This is a genomic window from Zafaria cholistanensis, from assembly GCF_008580665.1.
Classification (GTDB): domain Bacteria; phylum Actinomycetota; class Actinomycetes; order Actinomycetales; family Micrococcaceae; genus Zafaria; species Zafaria cholistanensis.
Genome location: NZ_BKDJ01000008.1, coordinates 153599 through 176689, shown reverse-complemented (window position 1 = coordinate 176689; position 23091 = coordinate 153599). Strand labels below are relative to the sequence as shown.

The following is a 23091-nucleotide window of genomic DNA, read 5'->3' as shown; positions in this document are numbered from 1 at the left end:
AGGACTTGCCCGGGAAGCTAGATTCCCAGGCCGTCCAGGATCGTCTCCACTCCCCAGGCGAACGCGTCCGTGCCCAAGTCCGGGCCGCCGGTCCCGCCCACGGCCTCCAGCCTGGAGCGGTCCTGCTGCGCCGCCACTGAGCCGAGGATGTGGTTCAGGAGCAGGTGCCGGGCCCAAGCGGAGCGCTGCGGGGCGACGCCTGCCTCCTCGAGCAGCTCCCGCAGCCAGGTCAGCGGCTCCAGCGCCGCGGGCTGCATGGTCTGGGCCAGCTGAACCACCTCGGCGCTGTCCGGCACGGGCGCCAGGGCGGCCCGGATCGCCGTGGCCAGCGAGGTAACGGCCTCACGCGGGGTCGCCGCCGCGTCCGGCAGGTGCTCGATGCCGCCCAGCAGGCGCGCGGCGACGTCGACCAGCAGTTCCTGCTTGTTCTTCACATGCCAGTAGAGGGCCCCGACCTGGACGTCCAGTTCGCGTGCGAGGCGGCGCATGGAGAGGTCGGCGAGGCCGAAGCCGGCCAGGACGCCGACGGCCGCGTCCACCACCTGCTCCCGAGTCAGCGCCATGCCCGCCAGCCTACTATTGCGCCGCAAATGGGGCCGCTCGGGGCCCCGTTCGCGCCGTGAGCGGCCGTTCCGGTAAACTCGGGGCGTAAGAGCCCCCTTTCCTCTTACGCGTGGGCCCCAACAGGACGCTGAATGCGCCGAGGGCCCCGAGGAGGAAGAAGGGGCATTTTCGTGTCCGGCACCGCCGGAACCCGGCGCAAGCCGGCCACGCTGAACCTGCAAGGGGGAGGAATCCCATGCCAGCAATCGTGATCGTCGGAGCCCAGTGGGGCGACGAAGGCAAAGGAAAGGCCACCGACCTGCTCGGCGGCCGCGTCGACTACGTGGTCAAGCCCAACGGCGGCAACAACGCCGGGCACACCGTCGTGGTCGGCGGCGAGAAGTATGAGCTCAAGCTCCTTCCCGCGGGCATCCTGAGCCCGAACGCGACTCCGATCATCGGCAACGGCTGCGTGGTGAATCTTGAAGCCCTCTTCGCCGAGATCGACGGGCTGGAGGCCCGCGGCGCGGACACCTCGCGGCTGCGCGTATCCGCCAACGCCCACCTGGTGGCCCCCTACCACCAGACCATGGACAAGGTCTCCGAACGTTTCCTGGGCAAGCGCGCCATCGGCACCACCGGGCGCGGCATCGGTCCGGCCTACATGGACAAGGTGGGGCGCCTGGGCATCCGCGTCCAGGACATCTTCGACGAGTCCATCCTGCGCCAGAAGGTCGAAGGTTCGCTGCGCCAGAAGAACCAGCTGCTGGTCAAGGTCTTCAACCGCCGCGAGGTGCAGGTCGAGGAGACCGTCCAGTACTTCCTCGCCTTCGCCGAGCGCCTGCGCCCTCTGGTCATCGACGCCACCCTGGAGCTGAACAACGCCCTGGACGCGGACAAGGTGGTCCTCATGGAGGGCGGCCAGGCCACCCTGCTCGACGTCGACCACGGCACCTACCCGTTCGTGACCTCGTCCAACCCCACGGCGGGCGGCTCCTCCGTGGGCTCGGGCATCGGCCCCACCCGCATCACCCGCTCCATCGGCATCATCAAGGCCTACACCACCCGCGTGGGTGCCGGGCCGTTCCCGACGGAGCTTTTCGATGAGATGGGCGAATACCTGCAGAAGACCGGCGGCGAGTTCGGCGTGAACACCGGCCGCCCGCGCCGCTGCGGCTGGTACGACGCCGTGCTGGCCCGCTACTCCTCGCGGGTAAACGGCTTCACTGACTACTTCGTCACCAAGCTGGATGTGCTCACCGGCATCGAGAGGATCCCGGTCTGCGTGGCGTACGACGTCGACGGCGTGCGCCATGACGAGATGCCCATGACGCAGACCGAGTTCCACCACGCGAAGCCGATCTTCGAGTACTTCGACGGCTGGACCGAGGACATCACCGGCGCCACGACCCTCGAGGACCTGCCGGAGAACGCGCGCAACTACGTGCTGGCTTTGGAGGCGATGTCCGGCACCCGCTTCTCCGCCATCGGCGTCGGCCCGGACCGCGACCAGACGATCGTGCGCTACGACCTGATCAAGGACTAGCCCGCAGGCGGGCCCCAGCGCCGGCTTTGTTGCCGTGCAGGGGGGGCCGCCTTTCAGTGGGGTCTGGCCTGCCTGTGGGTCCGGCTTACCTGTGGGTCCGGCTTACCTGTGGGTCTGGCTTACCTGTGGGTCTGGTCCGGCTCGAAGCGTTCCCAGGGACCGGACAGCTGGGCCACAAACCCGTCGGGGCGCACCACCACCACCGTGCCGTCGGGCAGGTTGCGCGCGGGTGCGGCGGGGAAGCGGAACATCGGCATCCGGTGCTCGGCGGCCAGCCTGCGCGCCCTGGCCGACCCGGCTGACCCGTAGGCGTGGACCTGCCACACGGCCCGGGCCAGCGGCGCAAAGTTGTCCGCGGCGTTGCCGCCCTCCAGCGCCGGGGCCCCGGTCCACGGCAGGCGCCGCCCCAGCACCCGCCCGCGCCGGGTGGTGCGTCGGGAGCCGTGGCGCCGCTGGGCCCGCTGCCGCTGCCCCTCGCCCAGCCAGTAGTGGATGCGGAATTGCCCCAGGTACCCGGCGAAGCGCCCGCGCATCGGGGAGTGCGGCAGCAGCCGGAACAGCGCCGGCCACACCACCGGTAACACCCGGGTGCGCACGAACCGCGCCGCCGGCGTCGTCGAGGACACCAGGGCGAACAGCCGGTCCGTCGTGGCCACCAGGCGCAGCGCCACCGGGCGGCGTTCGGCCTCGTACCGGTCCAGGTACTCCGGCGGCATCCGCCCCTGGATGACGTCGGCCAGCTTGCAGGCCAGGTTGTGCGCATCCTGCAGCCCGGTGTTCATGCCCTGGCCCCCGACGGGGGAGTGCACGTGCGCGGCGTCCCCGGCCAGGAACACGTTTCCGGCGCGGAAGGTGGCCGCAACCCGGTGGTGGACCCGGTAGGTGGAGAACCAGCTGGAGCCGGCGTACCGGACCCCAAAGTCGTTGAGCAGCATGGTGCGCGCAAGCTGCTCGTCCCCCGTGGCGCCCTCCTTCGGAGGCGCGGCCTCCGGGGCCGCGCCGTCCGCCCCGGACGCGTCCCGATCCCCGCCGTCCGGCCGCCCGCTGCCCCGCTTCCAGCCGCCCGGCTGCCCCCCACCCGGTTGGTCAGGGGCGGACTGCCGTGCAGGCGGATGAATGATGCCCACCAGCCGGTAGCGGCTTTCGTCGTCGCCGGCGCCCATGGGAAAGGCGAGCATGAAGTTTTCGCTGCTGATCCGGATGCTGATCCCGGGCTCAAGGCCCTCGACGCCGTACCCGTCGATCACGAAGAACGTCTGGTCGTTCGTCGCGCCCTGGAAGCCGATGCCCAAGTGGGTGCGCACGGGGGAGCCGGCACCGTCCGCGGCGATCACGTAGCGTGCGGTCAGCTCGTGCCGTATCCCGTCCGGCCCTTCCACCTCCACGACGACGCCGACCCCCGGATCCGCGCCCGCTCCGCCGGCTCCATGCCCGTGCCCCTGCCCGGGCCCGCCGGGATGCGGCTGCTGGCGCAGGCCCACGAAGGCGTGGTTCCACAGCACCTGCCCGCCGAGCCGGTCCAGGTTGGCGGCGAGGATCTCCTCATTGGCGCTTTGTTCCAGTACATAGAGGCCCGGAAAAGGGGTCAGCCCGTGCCCCATCCCGCCCAGCTGCACCCGGTCCAGGAGATGGCTCCCGATGGCGGGCCGCATCACGGTGGCCTGCTGGGACCGGGCGAGGACCTCCGCGCCCACGCCGAGTTGGGAATAGATCTCCATGGAGCGGGACTGGACGGCCAGCGCGCGGGACTCGCGGGTTGGACCGGACTTGCGGTCGATCACCACCGCCTCCACCCCGAACCGGGCCAGCCAGTTGGCTGCCATCAGCCCCGTCGGCCCGGCGCCGACCACCACCACATCCACATCGGTATTCACGGACCCAAGGCTACGCCCGCCGACGGGGCACGTCACCGGGGATTCCGCCCGGGCGGGACCATAGGCTGGACCGTAGACTGGGAGGACACCTGCCCTGCGATGCCGGAGGTCCGGAACCATGAAGATCAGCGTCGGCCAGTTCTCCCCGAGCGGGTCCGTGACCGAAAACCTGGACACCGTGCGCCGCCTGGCCGCGCGCGCCCGCCAGGAGGGGGCCGGACTGCTGGTGCTGCCGGAGGAGACGATGTTCACCATCGGGCTGGCCGGAGACGACCTGGCTGCCGCCGCGGACCAGGGCTGGAGCATGTTTGCCCAGCAGCTCTCCTTCATTGCCGCGGAGCACGGGCTGGCCCTCGTGGCCGGGGGGTACGAGAGCAGCGGGGAAGCCCGTCCTTACAACACCCTGGTGGTGGTGGACGCCGACGGGCGGATCGCCGGGACCTACCGCAAGATCCACCTCTACGACGCGTTTTCCTACAGGGAATCGGAGCACATCAAGCCCGGGAACCCGGACGTTTCCGCGCTGTTCCGCATCGGTGGCCTGAACATTGGGGTCATGGCCTGCTACGACCTCCGCTTCCCGGAACTGGCCAGGCGGCTGGCCGTGGACGGAGCCGACGTGCTGGTGGTGGCCGCGGCCTGGTTCGCCGGAGACCACAAGGTGGAGCACTGGAACACCCTGCTCAAGGCCCGCGCCCTGGAAAACACGGTGTGGGTGGCCGCCGCCGGCACCAGTTCGGACCACACGATCGGCCACTCGGAGATCCTGGACCCCATGGGTTTGGCAGTCGGTGCCCTTGGCGACGAAACGGAGGCCCTGCTGACCCGCGAGGTGACGCGGCGCCGGATCGATGAGGTCCGCGAATTCCTCCCGGTGCTGGCCAACCGCCGGCTGGGCGTCTAGTCCCGCCGGCATCCCGGGCAGGTGCCGGCACTGCAGGCCTTCAGGCGGCGCTGACCCGGGGCGACGGCGGCCACGGCGCCCTTTTCGGCAACGGCATTCCTTTCGCCGACCACGGCAAAGGGACGGGCCCCGGATTGCTCCGGGACCCGTCCCTTTCCTGCGTGGTCAGCGCGGTTGTCCGGCCGTCACCTCCCGGTCCGGAAGGACCAGGTGGTGGCGGTCAGCCGGTTGCCGTTGGCATCGGTGATGCCGTTGCTGAGCCGCACCGTGTACGCGGTGTTCGCGGCCAGCGTGACGCTGGGGTTCAGCGTGGCGGTCCGGGTGGTGGCGTTGTAGCTGACCACCGCCCTTACCGTGGTGCCGGCCGGGGTGGTCAGCCGCACGGTGGTGCCGTTGACGTTGCGGACCGGTCCGCTGAAGACCACCGAAACGTTTGTCGTGCGGCTGACGCCGGTGGCGTTCGGCGCCGGGCTGCGGCGGGTGATGGTCGGGCCGGCCTCGGTCCGGAAGGACCAGGTGGTGGCGGTCAGCCGGTTGCCGTTGGCATCGGTGATGCCGTTGCGGAGCCGGACGGTGTACCGGGTGTTCGCGGCCAGGTTGGCGCGGGGGTTCAACGTCGCCGTGCGCGTGGCCGGGTTGTAGGTGACCGTTGCCGCGACTGTGGCACCGGAGGGGGTGGCCAGCAGCACGGTGGTGCCGTTGACGCCGCGAACGGGTTCGCTGAAGACCACCGTGATGTTGTCGCTGACGGCGATGTTGGTGGCGTTCGATGCCGGGGTGCGGTCCGTGATGGTCGGGCCGGCCTCGGTGGTGAAGCTCCAGGTGGTGGCGGTCAGCGGGGTGCCGGAGGCGTCCGTGACGCCGTTGCTGAGCCGCACCGTGTATACGGTGTTCACCGCCAGGTTGCCGCTGGGGTTGAGCGTGGCGGTCCGGGTGGTGGCGTTGTAGCTGACCACCGCGGTCACTGCGGTACCGGCCGGGGTGGTCAGCCGTACATTGGTGCCGTTGATGCCGTTGACCGGTTCGCTGAAGACCACCGAGATGTTGCCGTTGGCCGCGATGTTGGTGGCATCAGGTGCCGGAGTGCGGCCGGTGATGGTCGGGCCGTCCACGGTGGTGAACGTCCACTCCGTAGCGGCCAGCGCGTTGCCGCCCTCGTCCCGGATGCCCCCGGTGAGCCGCACCGTGTACTGGGTTCCGGCAGCCAGGTTGTCATTCGGGTTCAGCGTGGCGGTGCGCGTTGCCGCATCGTAGCCCACGGTGGCCTCCACCGCATCGCCGCCGGCGGACGGGGTAAGGGTCATGGTGGCCCCGTCCACTCCGGTGACCGGCTCGTTGAACGCGGCCGTGATATTGGCCCCGGTAGCAATCCCGGTGGCGTTGGCCTGCGGTGCGCGGTCGGTGACCTCGGGAGCCTGGACATCCAGTGCCGCCACCTCGACGGTCTGGTCCGCGAACCTCAGCCGCTCGATGTTGGTGAGCCTGTCGATGCCGTCGCCTTCGGTGCCGTCACCGTGGGTCACGGTGGTGACGCCATCAACGGTGGTGATGGTGTACTCGCTGCGGGCGCCGGAGAAGTTGGCGGTGTCGATGTCCGCGTCCGCCGCCGTGTGGAGGATTTCGCGGACGATCACCACGTTGCCCGGGTTGATCGTCCCCGCCTGGATGTCCGCCTGGATCTCCTTCAGGGAAGTGGCGCTGCGGGTTTCGGTGGCGGGATCGGCCGGGTTCGTGCGGACGCTCAGCCGCACGTTGAGCCACTTGTCGCCGTCGATGATGTCATCGGCGCCGTTGCCCCAGATCTGGTCGGATCCGGAACCGCCGATGATGATGTCGCCGGCGCCGAACTCCGTGGCGCCCGCGGGCAGCAGATCGGCCAGGCCGCTGATGCGCCTGATGCCTTCGGCGTTGAGCACATTGGTCAGGCCGGGTACGCCCACCTCGTCCGCGTCCGGCTCGGACGGGGCCGAGTCCTCGCCGCGCAGGACGTCGTCCTTGTCCCAGCCGGAGAGGCCTTCGACCAGCAGGAACCTGTCCCGCAGGGCGTTGGGGCCGTCCACGACCAGCATGCGCATGTCGGAGTTGCCCGCCTCGGTGGACCGGGCGTGGGTCACCCAGTCGAAGCCGTAGACGCCGTGGTTGCGCTCGATGCCGGGGCCGGCGACCATCACGTCGTCGCCGCCTTCGGCGTCGTAGTCGTCCTCGCCACTGTCACCGATCAGCACGTCGTGGCCGGGGTCGTTCAGGTCGTCGAAGAACGGCGCCCCGCTGTCGCCCTGGAGCAGATCGTTGGAGTTGCCGCCCTCCTGCCAGTCGTCGCCGCCGCCGCCGAAGACGGCGTCGGGGCCGTCGCCGGCCATGACCAGGTCGTTGCCTTCGTCGGCGAAGGTCTCGTTGCCGTTCAGGCCACCGTTGGTGAAGTCGTCACCGGGACCGGCCATGATGATGTCCAGTCCGGCTCCGGCGTCGATGGCGTCGTTGCCCGGACCTCCCTTGAGCACGTCGTCGCCGTGGGAGTCGGTGATCCGGTCATCGCCGTCGCCGCCGAGCGCGACATCCGCGCCGTCGTTGCCCTCGATGACGTCGGGTCCCTCGTTGCCCCAGAAGGTGTCGTTGTCGACGCCGCCCCAGATCCGGTCGGTACCCGCGGTGCCGTTGTAGGTGGCCTGGGCGTTCAGCCCCGGGCGGTCCACCGTGTTGGAGACGCGGTACCGGATGGTGCCGTCCGCCATGCGCAGCAGCAGCTTGGACTCATCGCAGGCCGATGCCGGATCGTCCAGGACGTTGTTGCCGCCGGCCGACTGGATGTTGCCCATCTCGAACTCGCAGTCCGCGGTGCCGAAGACATCCGCCTTCAGCGCCCTGGCGTCGGTGTTGCGCATGACCAGCTCGGCCATCGAGTTGCCTTCGAGCTGCGTGCGCAGGTTCAGGCCCGAGGTGCGCGAGAGGTAGTACAGCCGGTCCCCGTCCTGCAGGTCCGTCATCTGGCGCTCGAAGATGTAGTTGAAGGTGTTGCCCAGCAGGCCGCCGAAGAGGTTCTGCGACTCGGCCAGGCCACCCACCCACAGGTCCACGTCATCGAGGCCGGTGGCGGAGTTCCCGCCCACCGTGGCCCACTCCGTGTCCGGGGCGCTGTTGGCAAAGGCGTAGGCGTCCGCGGGGGTGGCCGGGTTGTTGACGTCCATGTCGAAGATCAACTGCGCCGCGGCCCGCTTGTCCTTAATGGTGGTGGCGGAGGTGATGGTGGGGTGCTTGCCGTAGGCGGCCATGAAGTTCACCACGGAGTCCGGGTGCTTGAGCGCCTGGCCGAAGTCCACCCAGCTGGAGTACGGCTTCAGCGAGGACTCGTTCGTTTTCGCGTACAGGTCCTTGCGGAAGTTGTTCAGTGACGGCACGCCGGTGTCGCGGCCGCGGGCGATGTTCAGCGACGCCAGGTCCAGCGGCAGCCCGAGCACGTTGTTGCGCAGCGTGTCGGTGACGAACTCGTCCAGCTCGGCGCCGACCTGGTCCGTCATGCCCATGGCGATGGCGCCGGCGGCTGCCTCCGGGGTCAGCGGGCTGTCGCCGTTGGCGTAGTAGGCCGGCGGGTTCAGGAAGGCCTCCAGCAGCGGCAGGCTGATGTCGGCGCCGGTGTTGGTCTTCCGGTCCACCATGTCCGTGAGCATGGAGTGCCCGAAGCGGTAGGTGGCGTGGGCGAACTCGGCCTTGATGGCCGGGTTGATGCCAGTGTCGGACTGCGTGAACACGTTGAAGGGATTGATCCCGGGGGAGATCTTCCGGGCAAAGTCCTCGAAGACGATGTGCTGGTACTCCATCTCCGTGACGAACCGGGCGGCCTGGAACAGGCGCTCGCCGTTCCATTCGCCGTTGGGAAGCTTCCACTCGTTCAGGTCCAGGTTCAGGTGGGTCAGCAGGTCCTCCATGTAGTCCACCAGGCGGTTGTGCTCCGAGTGGAAGACCTGGTGGACGGCGGTCAGGCCGATGTTCTCGTTGACCCGACCGTCACCGGCGACGAAGTGGGCGTTGAGCATTTCGTCGTCGTAGGTCCCGGCCGGCTGCTGGGCCGTGGCGGGGGTGATGGCGGTGTCCTCATCGGGTGCCAGCGCGGCACCGGACCGCGCGTTGAACGGCGCGGCGTGGTGGGAGATGTCGTCCAGGAACGCGATGGAGATGCGCTGCACGTTGGCCGGAGGCGCCACCGGGGTTTCCAGGTTGCCCTCGACCAGCTGGTTGTCCGTGGTCACATACTGCGGCAGCCCGTTGGGGCCGCGCAGGAACCGGCCGTACTGGTCGGTGGCCAGCATCGGGACGTTCGTCACGTCCGTGTCCGACAGCAGCAGTCCCAGCCGGAGCCGGGCCTGCTCCTTGAGGTCCTTCCAGGTGGCCATGCCGCCCTTGACGCCGTTGGGCGTACCCTCGGCCATCTTGCCGGTGGAGACCGGCTTGCCGTCCGTGTTGGCGTCGTACTCGCGCAGGAAGACGTGGTGGGAGGGGTGCGAGGAGTAGGTCTGGCTCTGGTCAACCCAGGGCGAGTTGGTGTTGGTGCCGTCGGCGACGTCGTCCGCGGTGCCCAGCTGCCCGTCGGGGCCGGGCTGGTTCTCGGCCCGGTTCAGCACCATGAAGCGCTGGTTGGCCGGGACCTTGCCCTCCACCACCAGCGGATCGTCTGCCGCCAGCGGCATCATGACGAAGTTGTTGGTCTTCCTGGTGGAGTCGACTCCGTGGTCGAAGAACTGGCCGAAGAGGGCGAAGAAGCCGTTGTAGGGCGGGGACAGGCCGAAGTCGGTGGTGACGTTCGGGATGTCCAGCGTCTCGCCCTCCGGCACGCAGTTGTCGGTGGCCGGGTCCTGGCCCGCGGCGCAGGGCACCGCCGTGGGCTCGTCATTGACCGTGCGGTGCGCCTTGCCCGCGGCTGCGACGGCGGCCGGGTTGGCCGAGGTCTGGTCCACGATCACGTTGCTGACGAACCTCGGGTCGGCGTCTGTGACGTTGGTGTTGACGGCACCGTAGTTTCCGCTGCCGCTTGTTGCCGCGCGCCACTGGGGCGGGGCCAAGCGCGGGAAGGGCAGGCTCGCCGCCCCATAGTTCCCCTGCTCCGGCAGCAGGTTGTTCTCCGAACCGTCCACGGTGCGCAGCCCGTACGGGGCCAAAGCGTTGGGCACCTGGTTGGGGCCGCTGCCCAGCAGCGGCTGGCCGGGAACCGGCCTGCCGGCCGCGTCCTCCTTGGTGGCGTGGTTTTCGGCGATCTTGATTTGCTTGAGGATGAAACGCATGTCCCCGGCGTTGAGGGTGAGCCCCTGGCCCACCGGTGCGGCGGCCAGCGCCGCCGGCGCCAGCGCGCCGGGCAGGACTCCGGCGCCCAGGATCAGGGCCGTCAGCCCGGCGGTGAGCTTCCGTCCCGCGGAGGTTCCTCTCCCCCTCTCCCCGGGTGGGTCAGCGGAATGTTTGGGCCCGCGTGCAGATGGCAGTGGCATGGTCTTTTCCCCCTTAGTCGAGTGGTCCGGCTGGCCACAGCCTTTACACCCGACCTTGGGGATATCTTGTGGCGGCGGGAAAGGGGCCCCGGCCCGAGGGGCGCATACGACGGGGGGAGGCGGGCCGGTGTCCGGCCCGCCTCCCGCGGTGCTTGTGGCGGCGGCGTGCCGCCAGGCTCATCCCCTTAGTGGAGCTGGCGCTTGGAGCTGATCACACCAGTGTTGAAGCCGGCCAGGTGCAGACCGCCGTGGAAGCGTGCGTGCTCGATCTTCACGCAGCGGTCCATGACCACGTTCAGGCCCGCGGCCTCGCCCTTCTCGGCGACGCCCTCGTGCCAGGAGCCCAGTTGCAGCCAGATGGTCTTGGCCCCCACCGCGATCGCTTCGTCCAGGACGCCCGGCAGGTCGTCGTGCTTGCGGAAGACCTCGACCAGGTCCGGCACTTCCGGCAGGTCCGCCAGGGACTTGTAGACCGGCTGGCCCAGGATGGTGTCCACCACGGGGTTCACGAAGTAGACCCTGAACTTCGTGGAGGAGAGCAGGTAGGTCGCCACGAAGTAGGACGCGCGGGACGGCTTGTCCGAGGCGCCCACAATGGCGATCGAGGTGGTGTTGCGCAGGATTTCGAGGCGCTCCGGGGCGGACGGGCCCACCCAGGTGCGCTTGGCGGCGGCGGTCACTTGGAGGCCCCTTCCTCGGCGGCGATGGCTTCCTCGACGGACTCGACCACCCGGGTGCCCGGCTCCGTCACCCTGGCGCGGGCTGCGGGGATGGTGCAGGCCTCGCCGTCGTAGGTCGGAGCGGCGAATTCGGCAGGGCTGAAGACGTGGTCCTCGTGGTCGCGGCTGGGCCCGTGCTCGGCGCCGGCCTGCTGGGAGGCGGTGAGCGCCTGGTCCAGGTCCCACAGGATGTCCTCAAGGTCCTCCAGGCCCACCGAGAGACGGATGAGGTCCTCCGGAACACCGCCGGCGACCAGCTGGTCGGCCGTGAGCTGCTGGTGCGTGGTGGATGCCGGGTGCAGGACCAGCGTCCGGGCATCGCCGATGTTGGCCAGGTGGCTGGCCAGCTGCAGCGCCTCGATGAACTTGGCGCCGGCGGCGCGGCCGCCCTTGACGCCAAAGCTGAACACGGAGCCCACGCCCAGGGGGAGCAGTTCCTTGGCACGCTCATGGTGCGGGTGGGTCGGCAGGCCGGCGAAGTTCACGTAGCTGACGCGTTCGTCCCGGGCCAGCCACTCGGCCACCTTCTGGGCGTTATGCAGGTGGGCGTCCATGCGCTGGGGCAGGGTCTCGACGCCCATCAGCAGCTGGAACGCGGACTGTGCCGGCAGGGACGGGCCGATGTCGCGCAGCTGCTCCGAGCGCAGCTTGGTCAGGAAGCCGTACTCCCCGAAGTTGCCCCACCAGGAGACGTTGCCGTAGCTGGGCACCGGCTCGGTCATTTGCGGGAACTTGCCGTTGCCCCAGTTGAAGGTGCCGGCCTCGACGACGACGCCGCCCAGGGTAGTTCCATGGCCGCCGAGGAACTTGGTGGCGGAGTGGATGACGATGTCCGCCCCATGCTCGATCGGGCGGATCAGGTACGGCGGGGTCAGCGTGGAGTCCACGACCAGCGGAACGCCGGCCTCGTGCGCGACGGCGGCCAGGCCCTTGAGGTCGGCGACGTCGCCGGAGGGGTTGGCCACGATCTCGGTGTACACGGCCTTGGTGTTCTCGCGGATGGCAGCCCTGTAATCGGCCGGGTCCGTGGAGTCGACGAAGGTGGTGTCCACGCCAAAGCGGCGCAGCGTCACGTCCAGCTGCGTGATGGTGCCTCCATACAGCTTGGAGGAGGCGACGATGTGGTCCCCGGCCCCGGCGAGCGCGGCGAACACGAGGAACTCCGCGGCCATGCCCGAGGCGGTGGCGACGGCACCGATGCCGCCCTCCAGCGAGGCGATGCGCTCCTCGAAAGCCGCCACGGTGGGGTTGCCGATACGCGAGTAGATGTTGCCGTACTTCTGCAGGGCGAACAGGTTGGCGGCGTCGTCCGAGTCCTTGAACACGAACGACGAGGTCTGGTAGATCGGGACCGCGCGGGCGCCGTGTTCGGCGTCGGGGGTGCCCCCGGCGTGGAGGGCGCGCGTGCGGAAGCCGAACTGGTGTTCTGCCATGAGGCGGGGGCTCCTTCGAGGTTGGTGGCGGGGAGATAGGTCGATGGCGGATCGGGTGCCGCCGGGGCGGACGGCGGCGGCCCGCGGCACCGGGGAACCCGGCGCCACCACGGCCGGCGAAAAGCCTGCGCCTTCCCCATCGTTTCCGGCGGCAGCACCTATCCGGCGGCAGTACCTTTCCGGCGGAGTCCGGAAGGTTGCTGTGGCATCAGGGAGCCAGATTTCTCAGCCACTCGGGATGGACCGAACCATCCTCCCAAAAAGCGGCCCCCCGATCAAAGAATGTTGACCCCCGTTGCGCTGGGGCGGGATCCGCTCGAAGATCCGGCGGCGGTTCCCGCCCCCCGCTTCGCGCGGATCAGGGCCCGCGGCTCATACACTGGGGCACATGCAGGCACGGATCGCCTTGGTCAGGCACGGGGAAACGGACTGGAACGCCCAGGGGCGGCTGCAGGGCAGCAGGGATATCCCGCTGAACGACGCCGGCCGGAGCCAGGCGCGCCAGGCCGGCGTGGCGTTGGGGCGCGGACGGTGGGACCTGCTGGTCTCCTCGACGCTGCAGCGCGCCGCGGAGAGCGCGGACATCATCGGTGCGCTGATCGGGCTGGAGGCCACCCACCGGCTGCCCGACCTGGTGGAGCGCAGCTACGGAGCCGCCGAAGGGCATATTGTGCAGGGCCTGTCCCGGCCCCAGGTCGAGGCCCTGCTGGCCACGGGCGAACCGGAGGCCTCCGTGGCGGCGCGCGGAGTCGGCGCCATCGGACGCCTGGTGTCCGAGTACCCCGGCCGGCGGATCGTGGTGGTCGCCCACGGCACGCTCATCCGCCTGACGCTGGACGCGGTGCTTGGCGGCAACCATCCGCACGTGGAGAACGGCCAGGTCCTTGAACTGGACTGGGATGCGCGGGCTTGGGTGGCCCCGGTGCGTGCGTCCCTGCCCGGGCAGTAGACGGAGCCATCCCGCCGACCGGCCGTCTTGGGTGCCAACCGGAGCGGGAGGGTGGCGAGCAGGCCAAGGTTCTGCTTGCCGGGCTTTATGAGCCGCGCGAGGGCGCCGATGCAGCTCTGGCCACGGGTTGGGACGCGCGGTAACGTGATGGTTCCACGGGCGGTTGATCTTCCGTCTTTCCCTGTTCTAGTCGAAGTTCTAGCCGAAGGAGACACTGTGAGCACGAGGATCGAAAAGCAGATCATGGTGAACGTGCCGGTCAGCACGGCCTACAACCAATGGACTCAGTTCGAAGAGTTTCCTCACTTCATGGGCGGGGTCAAGCAGGTGACGCAGCTCGGCGATGACCGGCTGGAGTGGGTCGCGGAGATCGGCGGGGTCCGCCGCCGGTGGGAAGCGAGGATCCTGGAGCAGGTCCCGGACCAGAAGGTCGCTTGGGCGGCAACCGAGGGTGCCACCAACGCCGGTGCCGTCACGTTCGAAGACGTTGGAGGCGGCCAAACGTCAGTGCGCCTGACGCTGGAATACGAACCCGAAGGCCTCGTGGAGCAAATCGGCGACAAGCTCAACGTCATCGAAAGGCAGGCTGAAAGCGACCTGGCCCGGTTCAAGGAGTTCATCGAATCCGAGGGCTACGCGTCCGGGGCTTGGCGCGGAACGATCAATGAAGGTGCCGGTGGCACGCCCGGAGTTGAGGCGGCCGAGGCGTCGCGCGGCGACAGTGGAAAGGCCGGGGTCTCCGGGACGGCGGTTGCCGCCGGCTTGGGCGTCGCCGCGGCCGCGGCCGCGGGTGTCGCGGCCGCCACGGGAGGCAAAAAGTCCGACGAGGAAGAGGAACCCGTCATTTCGTCCGAGACGGCCACGCCGGTGACGCCGGTGACGCCGGTGGTCGAGCCCGTGGTGGTGGAGGAAGTTGACCCGAACGCCGGCATCACCGGCGCCGGTTCAAGCGAGGGCGGAACCTTGCCCCCGACGGATCCGGACGGCACTACCCGCTGGTAGGCCGGTGCCGGCGTTTGAGGGCCTGACAATGGCGCATGCCGCTTGACGCGAGGGTCCCAGCCTTGGATCGGGTTGGGGCCTTCGTCGCGTCCAGGGGGCGCCGCTCAGGAACCGGCCGTTCCGGTCGCCTGAGGCCGGCGGAGGGCAGAGGCTTGCCCTGTGTCCGCCACCTCACCAACGGCTCGGGGCATCCTGCCGCGTCGCTCAACCGGCTCGAAGCCGGCCCCGGGACAACACTCCCTAGTGGCCCTTGAACGCCTCCGCCAGCCACCATGCACCGCCGTCGGAGGCGATGCGCGCGTCGATCACCAGCGGTGCCGCGCGCGGGCCCTCCAGCCATTCGGCCACCCCGGCCAGGTCCGCCACGGTCCTGACCGTCACGCCCGCGGCCCCGTAGCCGCGGGCGATCGAGGCGATGTCCACCAGCGGGAACCTCACCACCTCAAGGTCCTGGTCCCCGACGTCGAAGTGGTGCACCTCGGCGCCGTACGCGGAGTCGTTGTACACGATGGCCACCAGCGGGATCCGCCCGCGGACGGCAGTCTCAAGTTCGGAGATGGACATCAGGAACCCGCCGTCGCCGGTGCCGAGCACCGGCAGCCGGTCCGGGCGCGCGGTGGCCGCGCCGATGGCCGTGTACAGCCCCAGGCCAATCGACTGGAACGCTTGGGTGAAGCAGAACCCAAACTCGTCCGGCACGGACAGGTAGGCGCTCGGGTAGCCCATGAAGTTGCCCGAATCGATGGACACGATCCTCTCGGCCGGCAGCAGCCTGTCCAGTTCCCGGCTGAGCACGCGCGGATCGATGGCCTCCTCCGTGGAGATGTCCCCGGTCGGCACGTCGTTCCAGCGGGAGCGGGCAGCAATCCGGGCCGCCATTTCGGGCGTTCGCCATCCCGCGGTGGGCTGACCGGCGGCATGGCCGTCCGCCCGCAGCCGCTCCAGCACCGCGGTGGCGGCCTGCGCGCAGTCCCCGAGCACGCCCAGGTCGATGGGCCGGTGCGCGCCCAGCCCGGAATCCTCCACGTCCACCTGGACCACCTTGGCGCCCGGTCCGATCAGCGAGCCATGCCGCATGGTCCACATGTTCAGCGCGCAGCCCCAGCCGACGACCAGGTCCGCCCGGGCGATGGTCTCCGCCGTGAAGGGAGAGGAGAACCCGCCCGAAATGCCCAGGCTGAAGGGGTCCCGGGCGAACAGGCCGTTGGCGACGGCGGAGGTGGCCAGCAGCGCCCCGCCCGCCTCGGCCAGGGCGGCAATTTCCGGGCCGGCGCTCCGGGCCCCGCGGCCGGCCACGAAGACCGGGCGCCGGGCGGCGCGGATCAGGCCGGCCAGCTGCGCGACGGCGGCGTCGTTCGGCCGGACCGGCTGCGGCACTGGGAGCGGCCCGGCGGCGGGCGCGTCCGCGGGGGCGGGGGCGGCCTGGATGTCGATGGGCAGGGACAGCACCACCGTGCGGCGCTCGTTGACGGCGGTGCGGAAGGCGCGGACGGTGTCCGCGACGGCGCTCTGGGGCGAGTGGACGCGCTCGGCGACGGCACCCACGCTGCGCGCGAGGCCGTCCTGGTCGATCCTGAAATTGGAGCGGATGGCCGAGGCCGCGGTGTCGGCGGTCAGCACGATCATGGGGGTGCGGCTCTTGGCGGCCTCGCCGATGCCGGTGACGGCGTTGGTCAGGCCGCAGCCCTGGTGGGTGGTGACGATGCCGACCCTGCCGGACATGCGCCCGTAGGCGTCGGCCATGGTGGCGGCCCCGCCCTCGTGACGGGCCGCAGTGAACGGGACGCCGTGGCGGCGCAGCGCATTGGTGACCGTGAAGTTGCCGCTGCCCACCACACCGAAGGCGTGCCCGGCGCCCAGGCGGGCCAGGGTGCGCCCCACGGCCTCGGCGACGTTCTCCACCGGCGTGGCCGGGCCCTCCGCGGAGGGGCCGGCGGTTCCGGCGCGGGCGGTGGCGGCTGTCATGGAAGTCTCCTCGTGTCGATGGGTCCGGCGTCCAGCTGCGGGGCCGCTCCCTGGTGTCCGGGCTGGTGTCCGGGCCGGAAGCCGCCGGCTGGTCCGTGGCCCGCATCCCCGGATAAATGCTATGCCGTGGATGTGACGGCCCTATGCAAAAACCCGTAAACGGGCGGGGCCTCTGGAACGCCTTCCACTCCCGATGGTAGACAGGTGGCATGCGCCACGCCGTGGCGGACCCACGCCCCTCTGGCACGCCCCTTTGACACGCGCCTTGACCGAAAGTTGGATGAGATGACTTCTGCCGCCGCAGCGCCCGCAACCGGCCCCGTCGCCGGCTTCCTTGCCGCGCTGACCGGCGGGGACGTCGAGATCGTGGACCTGACCAACCGCCTCAGCAGCGCCACCCCGACCCTGCGCCTGCCGGAGCCGTTCGCGAACCTGATCGACTTCAGCCTCGAAACGGTCAGCGAGTACAACGGGCCCGGTCCCTTCTGGAAGCACGCCAACATCCACACCGGCGAACACATCGGCACCCACCTGGATGCCCCCATCCACTGGATCACCGGCCGCGACGGCCACGACGTCGCCGACATCCCCCCATCCCGCCTGGTCGGGCCCGCCGTCGTGCTGGACTTCACCGCCGAGGCCGCAGCGGACCCCGACTTCCTGCTGGACGTGCACCACCTCCAGGCGTGGGAGGCCGCGCACGGCCCGCTGCCGGAGGGCGGCTGGGTCCTGTACCGCACCGGCTGGGACGCGTACGCCCAGGACCGCGAACGGTTCCTCAACGCCGACGCCGGCGGATCCCACACTCCCGGCGTCACCGCCGAGGCCGCCAAATGGCTCTCCGAGACGGGGATCGCCGGATTCGGCGCCGAAACTGTGGGCATCGACGCCGGCAACGCGGTCCGGTTGGACCCCCCGTTCCCGGTGCACCACTTCCTGCTGGGGGCGGACAAGTACGGCATCACCTCCCTGCAGAACCTGGCCAGGCTGCCCGCCACCGGGGCGATGCTCGCCGTGGCCCCGCTGCCGATCGTGGGCGGCACCGGAAGCCCTGCCCGGGTCCTCGCCTTCGTCCCGAAGGCCTAGTCCGCCGGCGGCGCGTGCCTGCCCGGCAGGGAATCCGGCCAGGCGCGCCTTCCTTTAGCGTGCCTCGCAGATGCCCTTGATCTCGGCGATGCAGGGTTCGTTCTGCAGGCTGGTGGTGTCTCCCAGCGTGGTGCCCTCGAACAGTTGGGTCAGCAGGCGGCGCATGATCTTGCCGGAGCGCGTCTTGGGCACGTCCGGGACGAAGATGATCTCGCGCGGCTTGGCGATCGGGCCGATCTGCTTCGAGACGTGCCCGCGCAGGTCGGCAGCCGCGGCCGCAACGGCCTCCACGGAGGCTCCGGAAATCAGCGACTTGTCCAGCGGCACCACGAACGCGGTCGCGGCATGGCCGGTCTTGGCATCCACCGTCGGGCACACCCCGGCCTCGACGACGGCGGGGTGGGAGACCAGCGCGGATTCGATCTCGATCGTGGACAGCCGGTGTCCGGAGATGTTGATGACGTCGTCGGTGCGCCCCAGGATCCAGATGTCGCCGTCGGCGTCGAAACGGGCGCCGTCACCGGCCAGGAACCAGCCCTGCGCGGCGTACTTCTCCCAGTAGGAGGTGAAGTAGCGCTCCGGGTTCCCCCAGACGGTGCGGGCCATCGACGGGCCCGTCCTGGTGACCACGATGTTGCCCTGCGTGTCGGCCGGAACGGTCCTGCCGGCGTCGTCCACGATGTCCACGGCGAGGCCGGGCAGGGGCCGGGAGGCACTGCCGCCCTTGAATCGGGAATCGGTGGGGCGGGGGGAGAGGACGGTCGCGCCGGTCTCCGACTGCCACCAGGTGTCGACCATGGGCACGCCGTTCGGGGTGTCGCGGCCCACTTGGGTCCGCAGCCACTTCCACGCCTCAGGGTTCACGGCCTCGCCCACGGTGCCGCACAGGCGGATCGAGGAGAGGTCGTACCCGGCCGGGATGCCCTCCGGGAACCAGCCCATCAGCGACCGCACCAGCGTGGGGGCCGTGTAGTAGGCGGTCACCCCGTAGCGCTGGATGATCTCGAAGTGGCGGCCCGGGTGCGGGGCGTTGGGGACGCCCTCGTAGATGACCTGGGTGACGCCGTTGGAGAGCGGCCCGTAGATCTCATAGGTGTGCGCGGTGACCCAGGCCAGGTCAGCGGTGCACCAGTGCACGTCGGCGTCGCGCTGGGCCGGATCCGGGTGGGAGAAGAGAAACTCGTGGCTCCAGGACGCCTGGGTGAGGTAGCCGCCGGTGGTGTGGACCAGGCCCTTGGGCTGGCCGGTGGTGCCGGAGGTGTACATGATGAACAGGGGGGTCTCGGCGTCGAACGCCTCGGCCTCGTGGGTGCGCGGCTGGGTGTCGACGACGTCGTGCCACCACACGTCGCGTCCCTCGACCCAGTTGATGTCGGTGTGCCCGGTGCGGTTGAGGACCAGCACGTGCTCAATCGCGTTGCTGCCGGAGACGGCCTCGTCGGCCTGGGCCTTGACCGGCACGGCCTGGCCGCGGCGGAACTGGCCGTCAGTGGTGACCAGCAGCTTGGCGCCGGTGTCCTCGACGCGGAAGCGCAGCGCCTCGGCGGAGAAGCCGCCGAACACCAGCGAGTGGACCGCGCCGATGCGGGCGCAGGCCAGCGTGATCACGATGGTTTCCACCAGCACGGGCAGGTAGATGACGACGCGGTCGCCCTTGGTGATGCCCAGCGCCAGCAGCGCGTTGGCGGCCTGGGAGACCAGCTCCTGGAGTTCGCGGTAGGTCACGGTGCGGCGGTCGCCCGGCTCGCCCTCGAAGTGCAGGGCCACCTTGTCCCCGCGGCCGGCGGCCACATGGCGGTCGGCACAGTTCACGGCCGCATTGAGCTTGCCGCCGTCGAACCAGCGAATCTCGGGACCGCGCCGGGCGGCGGGGTCCACCGGCGTGGAGGAATGCGCGGTGTGCCACGGCTCGGCCCACTCCAGGCGGCGGGCCGCATCCTCCCAGAACGCGATGCGCTCGGCCTCGGTCCAGGCCTTTTCGGCGGCCTCGGTGCGGGCGGAAGTCTCAACGGTTGTCATGCTCAGCTCCATCGGTCCTGGCTGAAGCACCTGCGCGGCCGCGGCCTGCGTGGTTGCTGCGGCGTCATGGAGCCAGATCTCTCGGCCGCTCGGGATGGTTTCATTCCCACTAAAGGACATCCGGTGCGCCGCCGGCAAACCGGGGCGCCCGAAAACGCAACAATTGGGGCCTGCGTTTCACCGCAGGAGGCCGGGGGTGGGTTACCCGGCCTACGCCCAGCGGGTAACGGCCTTGCGTTCGACGACACCCAACAGGGCATCGGTGATCTTTCCGATCACCGCCAGCAGGATGATGGCCAGCAGCAGGCGGTCCGTGCGCCCGTTGTTCTGCGAATCCGTCAGCAGGAAGCCCAGCCCCATCGAGGAGGCAATGAGCTCGGCGGCGACCAGGAACAGCCAGGACTGGGCCAGGGCCAGGCGCAGGCCGGAGAAGACCGCCGGAACGACGGCGGGCAGCTGCACCGTGGTGAGCAGCTTCAGCCCCTTGAGGCCGAACGCGCGGGCGGCCTCGACCAGGTTCTTGTCCACGTGGCGCAGGGCCAGGTAGACGGTGGTGAAGATCGGGAAGAACGCGCCGATGGCGATCAGCGTGACCTTCGAGTCCTCGCCGATCTTCATCCACAGGATCAGCAGCGGCACCCACGCCAGCGACGGCACGGCACGGAACGCCCCGATGGTCGGTCCAAGCAGCGCATCCGCCCACTTGGACAGGCCCACCAGCGAGCCCAGGGCCAGGCCCAGGGCGGCGCCGATGCCGAAGCCGATCAGCACGCGCTGCACCGAAATGCCGATGTGCCTGCCCAGCTCGCCGCGCCCGGCCAGCTCCCCCGCGGCCTCCACCACGGACGCCGGGGCGGGCAGGGCGACGGCGGAGACCCAGCCGAGCGTGCTGGCCGCCTGCCACAGGGCCACCAGGGCCACGGGGACGACGGCTCCCAGCCCGATGCGCCGGGCCAGTTCCTGGCGGGAGGCCCGCCGGGCAGCGGCCGTGGCGCCGCCGCGGGAGGCGGCGGATCCCTCGGCCTTGGTGGTGGTGTGTGCGCCGGGGAGTGCCATTACGCGTCCTTGATGGTGCTCGGGTCGGCCTTCTGGGCGAAGCTGTCCTCGATGATGGTGCCCACGGCCACGTCGATCTTGGCCTGGTCAGTGACGTCACCGGTTTCCACGAAGATCGGGCCGACCACCTTCAGGACGGATTCCTGGGCCGCGCCCGGGATGCCGCTGACGTCGAGGTTGGAGCGTTCCAGGATGACCTTGTCGGCGACCCCCTGGTCCAGGCCCGCAACCTCGGCCAGGATCGCCGCCGTCTCCTCGGCGTTGTCCGCGGCCCAGGCGCGGGCCTTCTCGTAGGCGTCCACCACGGTCTGCGCCAGTTCCGGGGAGTTGGCGACGAAGTCCTCGGTCGCGTTCAGGAAACCGTAGGTGTTGAAGTCCAGGTTGCGGTAGAGCAGGGTGGCCCCGTTCTGCTCGGCACCGGCCATGATCGGGTCCAGTCCCGCCCACGCGTCCACGGAGCCGTTTTCCAGGGCGGCGCGGCCGTCGGCGTGCTGCAGGTTCTGCACGGTGACGTCGTTGATGGACAGCCCGGCCTCTTCCAGGGCCTGCACCAGGAAGAAGTACGGGTCGGTGCCCTTCGTGGCGGCGACCTGCTTGCCCTTGAGGTCCGCGACGGACGTGATCGGGGAGTCCTTGGCCACCACCAGCGCCGCCCACTCCGGCTGCGAGAAGATGCCGATGGTCTTGATCGGGGAGCCGTTGGAACGGGCAAGCAACGCGGCGGAACCGGCGGTGGAGCCGACCTCGATGGCGCCTGCGCGCAGCGCCTCGTTGGCCTTGTTGGAACCGGCGGACTGGACCCAGTTCACCGCGATGCCCTGGTCCTTGAGGGTGGCCTCAAGCCAGCCCTTCTTCTTGATGACCAGGCTCAGCGGGTTGTAGGTGGCGAAGTCGATGTTCAGGGTCTTCGCCGCGCCGGAAGCCGCGCCGCCGGTTGGGGCCGACTCGCCCGCGCAGGCGGTGAGGAGGGCGGCGGCGCCGACGGCGCCGAAGCCCAGGAAGGCGCGGCGGGACACGGGGGAAAGCGGACGCGTGGTCATGGGGAGCGGTTCCTTCTGGTGGGTGCGGGGCGGGTAGGGCTGACGGGTGGTGGGCCGGACACGGACGGGCGCGACGGGGGGCGCCGTTGCACGGCGGTGCCGGGTGGGTGGTTTTTCGGGGGTGGCGCTAGTGCCGGTGCGAATCGACGCCGAGGCTTTCCAGCAGCGCGGAACGCATGCGGGCCAGTTCGGCGGAGGCGCGGTCGCGCGGGCGCTCGCCCGGGACGGTGAGGACCTCGGAGATCGTGGCACCTTCGCGGTCGGGCGTGCGGCCCAGGACCAGGATGCGGTCGGCCAGCTGCAGGGCCTCGTCGACGTCGTGCGTCACCAGCAGCACCGTGGCCGGGGCGACGCGGCGCACCTCCAGCAGGAGGTCCTGCATCTTGAGCCGGGTCAGCGCGTCCAGGGCGCCGAAGGGCTCGTCGAGCAGCAGCACGCCGGGGCGGCGGGCCAGCGCCCGGGCCAGCGAGGCGCGCTGCGCCATGCCGCCGGAGATTTCGCGCGGGCGGTGGCTGGCGTGCGCACCGAGTTCAACGAGGTCGATCAGTTCGTCGACGCGGGCGTCGCCTTCGGCCTTGCCGGTCCCGTGGGGCAGGCCCAGGGCCACGTTCCTGCGGACGCTCTGCCACGGCATGAGGCGCGGTTCCTGGAACGCGACGGCGCAGCGGCCGTCGATGCCCTCCACTGCGGTGCCGTCAATCAGGACCTCGCCCGCGCTGGGGGCATCGAGGCCGGCAACGGCCCGCAGCAGGGTGGATTTGCCGCAGCCGCTGGGACCGAGGATGGCGACGAGCTCGCCGGGGACCACGTCGAAGTCGATGTCGCGCAGGACGGTGCGGCGGGCGGTGCCTTCACCGAAGGACCGGCCCAGCCCGCGGAAGCTCACGCCCAGGGCGGAGCGGGGACCGGCCGTGGCCGAGCCCGCCGGATGGGGGGCAGCCGGGGCGAACGTTGCAGTCATGGTCTTCTCCATCGGATCTGGCGGTAGCACCTTGCCTTCCGGAGGCGGGTTGCTGCGGCGTCGGGGAGCCAGATCTCTCAGCCGCTCGGGATGGTCACGGTTTCGGTCCAGCCTAGGGGTAACCCAAGCAGGCCTCCCAAGAATATGACATTCGATGTCGGATATTTGGTGGAAGGCCCCCGGAGGGCGGAAGGAATGAACTTTTGTACCGTGGGTGGCGTTTTCCGTGCCGGATCTTCAGCCGGGGCCCCGCGTTTCCGTAGAGCGGGGCTTCCGGCGCATCCGGGGGCCGGAAATGTTCGAACGGTTCGACCGCTCCCGGTCCACCCGCCAGAAGCGTCGGGTGCGGAGCTTCCGGGGCGTGGCCGGCGGAGCCCGCCGAGCCCTGGAATGAAATTTTCTGGCCCCTGCCCGGGGTCCGGGCGGTAATTTTGGCCGAAAAATCCAGCGTAATGCCCACGTGCCAAAGATAATTCGACGTTCACGTGACGCGGTATGACGCGGCGCGGCTTGGCGTGAC

15 protein-coding genes and 2 riboswitches are annotated in these 23091 nt (G+C 70.1%); of the genes, 5 read left to right on the top strand and 10 right to left on the bottom strand.

Annotated elements, in window-relative coordinates; genetic code table 11:
- Positions 1 to 17 precede the first annotated feature (17 nt).
- Entirely contained in the window at positions 18 to 563 is a 546-nt protein-coding gene (locus NCCP_RS09385; protein ID WP_149956976.1) for a TetR family transcriptional regulator, read from the bottom strand.
- Positions 564 to 799: 236 nt separating this feature from the next.
- Between NCCP_RS09385 and NCCP_RS09380 the strand changes: the two genes are divergently transcribed.
- Positions 800 to 2089, top strand: coding sequence for an adenylosuccinate synthase (locus NCCP_RS09380; RefSeq protein WP_149956975.1), 1290 nt, complete (start codon positions 800 to 802; stop codon positions 2087 to 2089).
- A 119-nt stretch (positions 2090 to 2208) separates the two neighbouring features.
- Here NCCP_RS09380 and NCCP_RS15435 read toward each other — a convergent pair whose 3' ends face one another.
- Entirely contained in the window at positions 2209 to 3963 is a 1755-nt protein-coding gene (locus tag NCCP_RS15435; protein ID WP_172627357.1) for an FAD-dependent oxidoreductase, read from the bottom strand.
- A gap of 118 nt (positions 3964 to 4081) precedes the next feature.
- Between NCCP_RS15435 and NCCP_RS09370 the strand changes: the two genes are divergently transcribed.
- Positions 4082 to 4867, top strand: a complete 786-nt coding sequence (locus NCCP_RS09370; protein ID WP_149956973.1) for a carbon-nitrogen hydrolase family protein — start codon at positions 4082 to 4084, stop codon at positions 4865 to 4867.
- Between the two features lie 185 nt (positions 4868 to 5052).
- Here the strand turns inward: NCCP_RS09370 and NCCP_RS09365 are convergent, their stop codons facing one another.
- The 3 genes from NCCP_RS09365 to NCCP_RS09355 all read right to left on the bottom strand — a co-directional run bounded on the left by NCCP_RS09365 (position 5053) and on the right by NCCP_RS09355 (position 12493).
- A complete protein-coding gene (locus NCCP_RS09365) occupies positions 5053 to 10341 on the bottom strand; it encodes an Ig-like domain-containing protein (RefSeq protein WP_149956972.1) in 5289 nt (1762 codons plus the stop codon).
- A 185-nt stretch (positions 10342 to 10526) separates the two neighbouring features.
- Complete coding sequence (locus NCCP_RS09360) at positions 10527 to 11021, bottom strand: CoA-binding protein (RefSeq protein ID WP_149956971.1); 495 nt, start codon at positions 11019 to 11021, stop codon at positions 10527 to 10529.
- Complete coding sequence (locus NCCP_RS09355) at positions 11018 to 12493, bottom strand: O-acetylhomoserine aminocarboxypropyltransferase/cysteine synthase family protein (RefSeq protein ID WP_149956970.1); 1476 nt, start codon at positions 12491 to 12493, stop codon at positions 11018 to 11020. Before NCCP_RS09355 ends, NCCP_RS09360 begins: the two co-directional genes overlap by 4 nt.
- Positions 12494 to 12881: 388 nt before the next feature.
- Here NCCP_RS09355 and NCCP_RS09350 point away from each other — a divergent pair, with 388 nt between their 5' ends.
- Positions 12882 to 13442: a histidine phosphatase family protein gene (locus tag NCCP_RS09350; protein WP_149956969.1), complete on the top strand. Its 561-nt coding sequence runs from the start codon at positions 12882 to 12884 to the stop codon at positions 13440 to 13442.
- A gap of 216 nt (positions 13443 to 13658) precedes the next feature.
- Complete coding sequence (locus NCCP_RS09345) at positions 13659 to 14444, top strand: SRPBCC family protein (RefSeq protein ID WP_149956968.1); 786 nt, start codon at positions 13659 to 13661, stop codon at positions 14442 to 14444.
- Positions 14445 to 14684: 240 nt separating this feature from the next.
- On the opposite strand, the gene NCCP_RS09340 is transcribed toward NCCP_RS09345, so the two are convergent.
- Complete coding sequence (locus tag NCCP_RS09340; protein ID WP_149956967.1) at positions 14685 to 16409, bottom strand: thiamine pyrophosphate-binding protein; 1725 nt, start codon at positions 16407 to 16409, stop codon at positions 14685 to 14687.
- 285 nt (positions 16410 to 16694) lie between these two features.
- Here NCCP_RS09340 and NCCP_RS09335 point away from each other — a divergent pair, with 285 nt between their 5' ends.
- Positions 16695 to 17495 carry a cyclase family protein gene (locus NCCP_RS09335; RefSeq protein WP_149956966.1) on the top strand — a complete coding sequence of 267 codons (801 nt, stop codon included), beginning with the start codon at positions 16695 to 16697 and terminating at the stop codon, positions 17493 to 17495.
- A gap of 54 nt (positions 17496 to 17549) precedes the next feature.
- Here the strand turns inward: NCCP_RS09335 and acs are convergent, their stop codons facing one another.
- The 4 genes from acs to NCCP_RS09315 form a co-directional block, all read right to left on the bottom strand.
- Entirely contained in the window at positions 17550 to 19514 is a 1965-nt protein-coding gene (gene acs, locus NCCP_RS09330) for an acetate--CoA ligase (RefSeq protein ID WP_149956965.1), read from the bottom strand.
- 5 nt (positions 19515 to 19519) lie between these two features.
- Positions 19520 to 19615: riboswitch (SAM riboswitch) on the bottom strand.
- Between the two features lie 109 nt (positions 19616 to 19724).
- Complete coding sequence (locus NCCP_RS09325; protein ID WP_149956964.1) at positions 19725 to 20570, bottom strand: ABC transporter permease; 846 nt, start codon at positions 20568 to 20570, stop codon at positions 19725 to 19727.
- Positions 20570 to 21610 (bottom strand): aliphatic sulfonate ABC transporter substrate-binding protein, encoded by a 1041-nt coding sequence (locus tag NCCP_RS09320; RefSeq protein ID WP_149956963.1) that lies wholly within the window; start codon positions 21608 to 21610, stop codon positions 20570 to 20572. The genes NCCP_RS09325 and NCCP_RS09320 overlap by 1 nt, the downstream gene beginning before the upstream one ends.
- Positions 21611 to 21737: 127 nt before the next feature.
- Positions 21738 to 22571, bottom strand: coding sequence for an ABC transporter ATP-binding protein (locus tag NCCP_RS09315; RefSeq protein ID WP_149956962.1), 834 nt, complete (start codon positions 22569 to 22571; stop codon positions 21738 to 21740).
- A gap of 5 nt (positions 22572 to 22576) precedes the next feature.
- A riboswitch (SAM riboswitch) is annotated at positions 22577 to 22668 on the bottom strand.
- Between the last annotated feature and the right edge of the window lie 423 nt (positions 22669 to 23091).

What these genes read in the sequence shown, in the direction of transcription:
- NCCP_RS09370 (WP_149956973.1), top strand. Translation starts at nt 4,082, where the DNA reads ATGAAGATCAGCGTCGGCCAGTTCTCCCCGAGCGGGTCCGTGACCGAA.
- NCCP_RS09325 (WP_149956964.1), bottom strand. Translation starts at nt 20,570, where the DNA reads ATGGCACTCCCCGGCGCACACACCACCACCAAGGCCGAGGGATCCGCC.
- NCCP_RS09320 (WP_149956963.1), bottom strand. Translation starts at nt 21,610, where the DNA reads ATGACCACGCGTCCGCTTTCCCCCGTGTCCCGCCGCGCCTTCCTGGGC.
- NCCP_RS09315 (WP_149956962.1), bottom strand. Translation starts at nt 22,571, where the DNA reads ATGACTGCAACGTTCGCCCCGGCTGCCCCCCATCCGGCGGGCTCGGCC.
- NCCP_RS09365 (WP_149956972.1), bottom strand. Translation starts at nt 10,341, where the DNA reads ATGCCACTGCCATCTGCACGCGGGCCCAAACATTCCGCTGACCCACCC.
- NCCP_RS09335 (WP_149956966.1), top strand. Translation starts at nt 16,695, where the DNA reads ATGACTTCTGCCGCCGCAGCGCCCGCAACCGGCCCCGTCGCCGGCTTC.
- acs (WP_149956965.1), bottom strand. Translation starts at nt 19,514, where the DNA reads ATGACAACCGTTGAGACTTCCGCCCGCACCGAGGCCGCCGAAAAGGCC.
- NCCP_RS09340 (WP_149956967.1), bottom strand. Translation starts at nt 16,409, where the DNA reads ATGACAGCCGCCACCGCCCGCGCCGGAACCGCCGGCCCCTCCGCGGAG.
- NCCP_RS09385 (WP_149956976.1), bottom strand. Translation starts at nt 563, where the DNA reads ATGGCGCTGACTCGGGAGCAGGTGGTGGACGCGGCCGTCGGCGTCCTG.
- NCCP_RS09355 (WP_149956970.1), bottom strand. Translation starts at nt 12,493, where the DNA reads ATGGCAGAACACCAGTTCGGCTTCCGCACGCGCGCCCTCCACGCCGGG.
- NCCP_RS09380 (WP_149956975.1), top strand. Translation starts at nt 800, where the DNA reads ATGCCAGCAATCGTGATCGTCGGAGCCCAGTGGGGCGACGAAGGCAAA.
- NCCP_RS09350 (WP_149956969.1), top strand. Translation starts at nt 12,882, where the DNA reads ATGCAGGCACGGATCGCCTTGGTCAGGCACGGGGAAACGGACTGGAAC.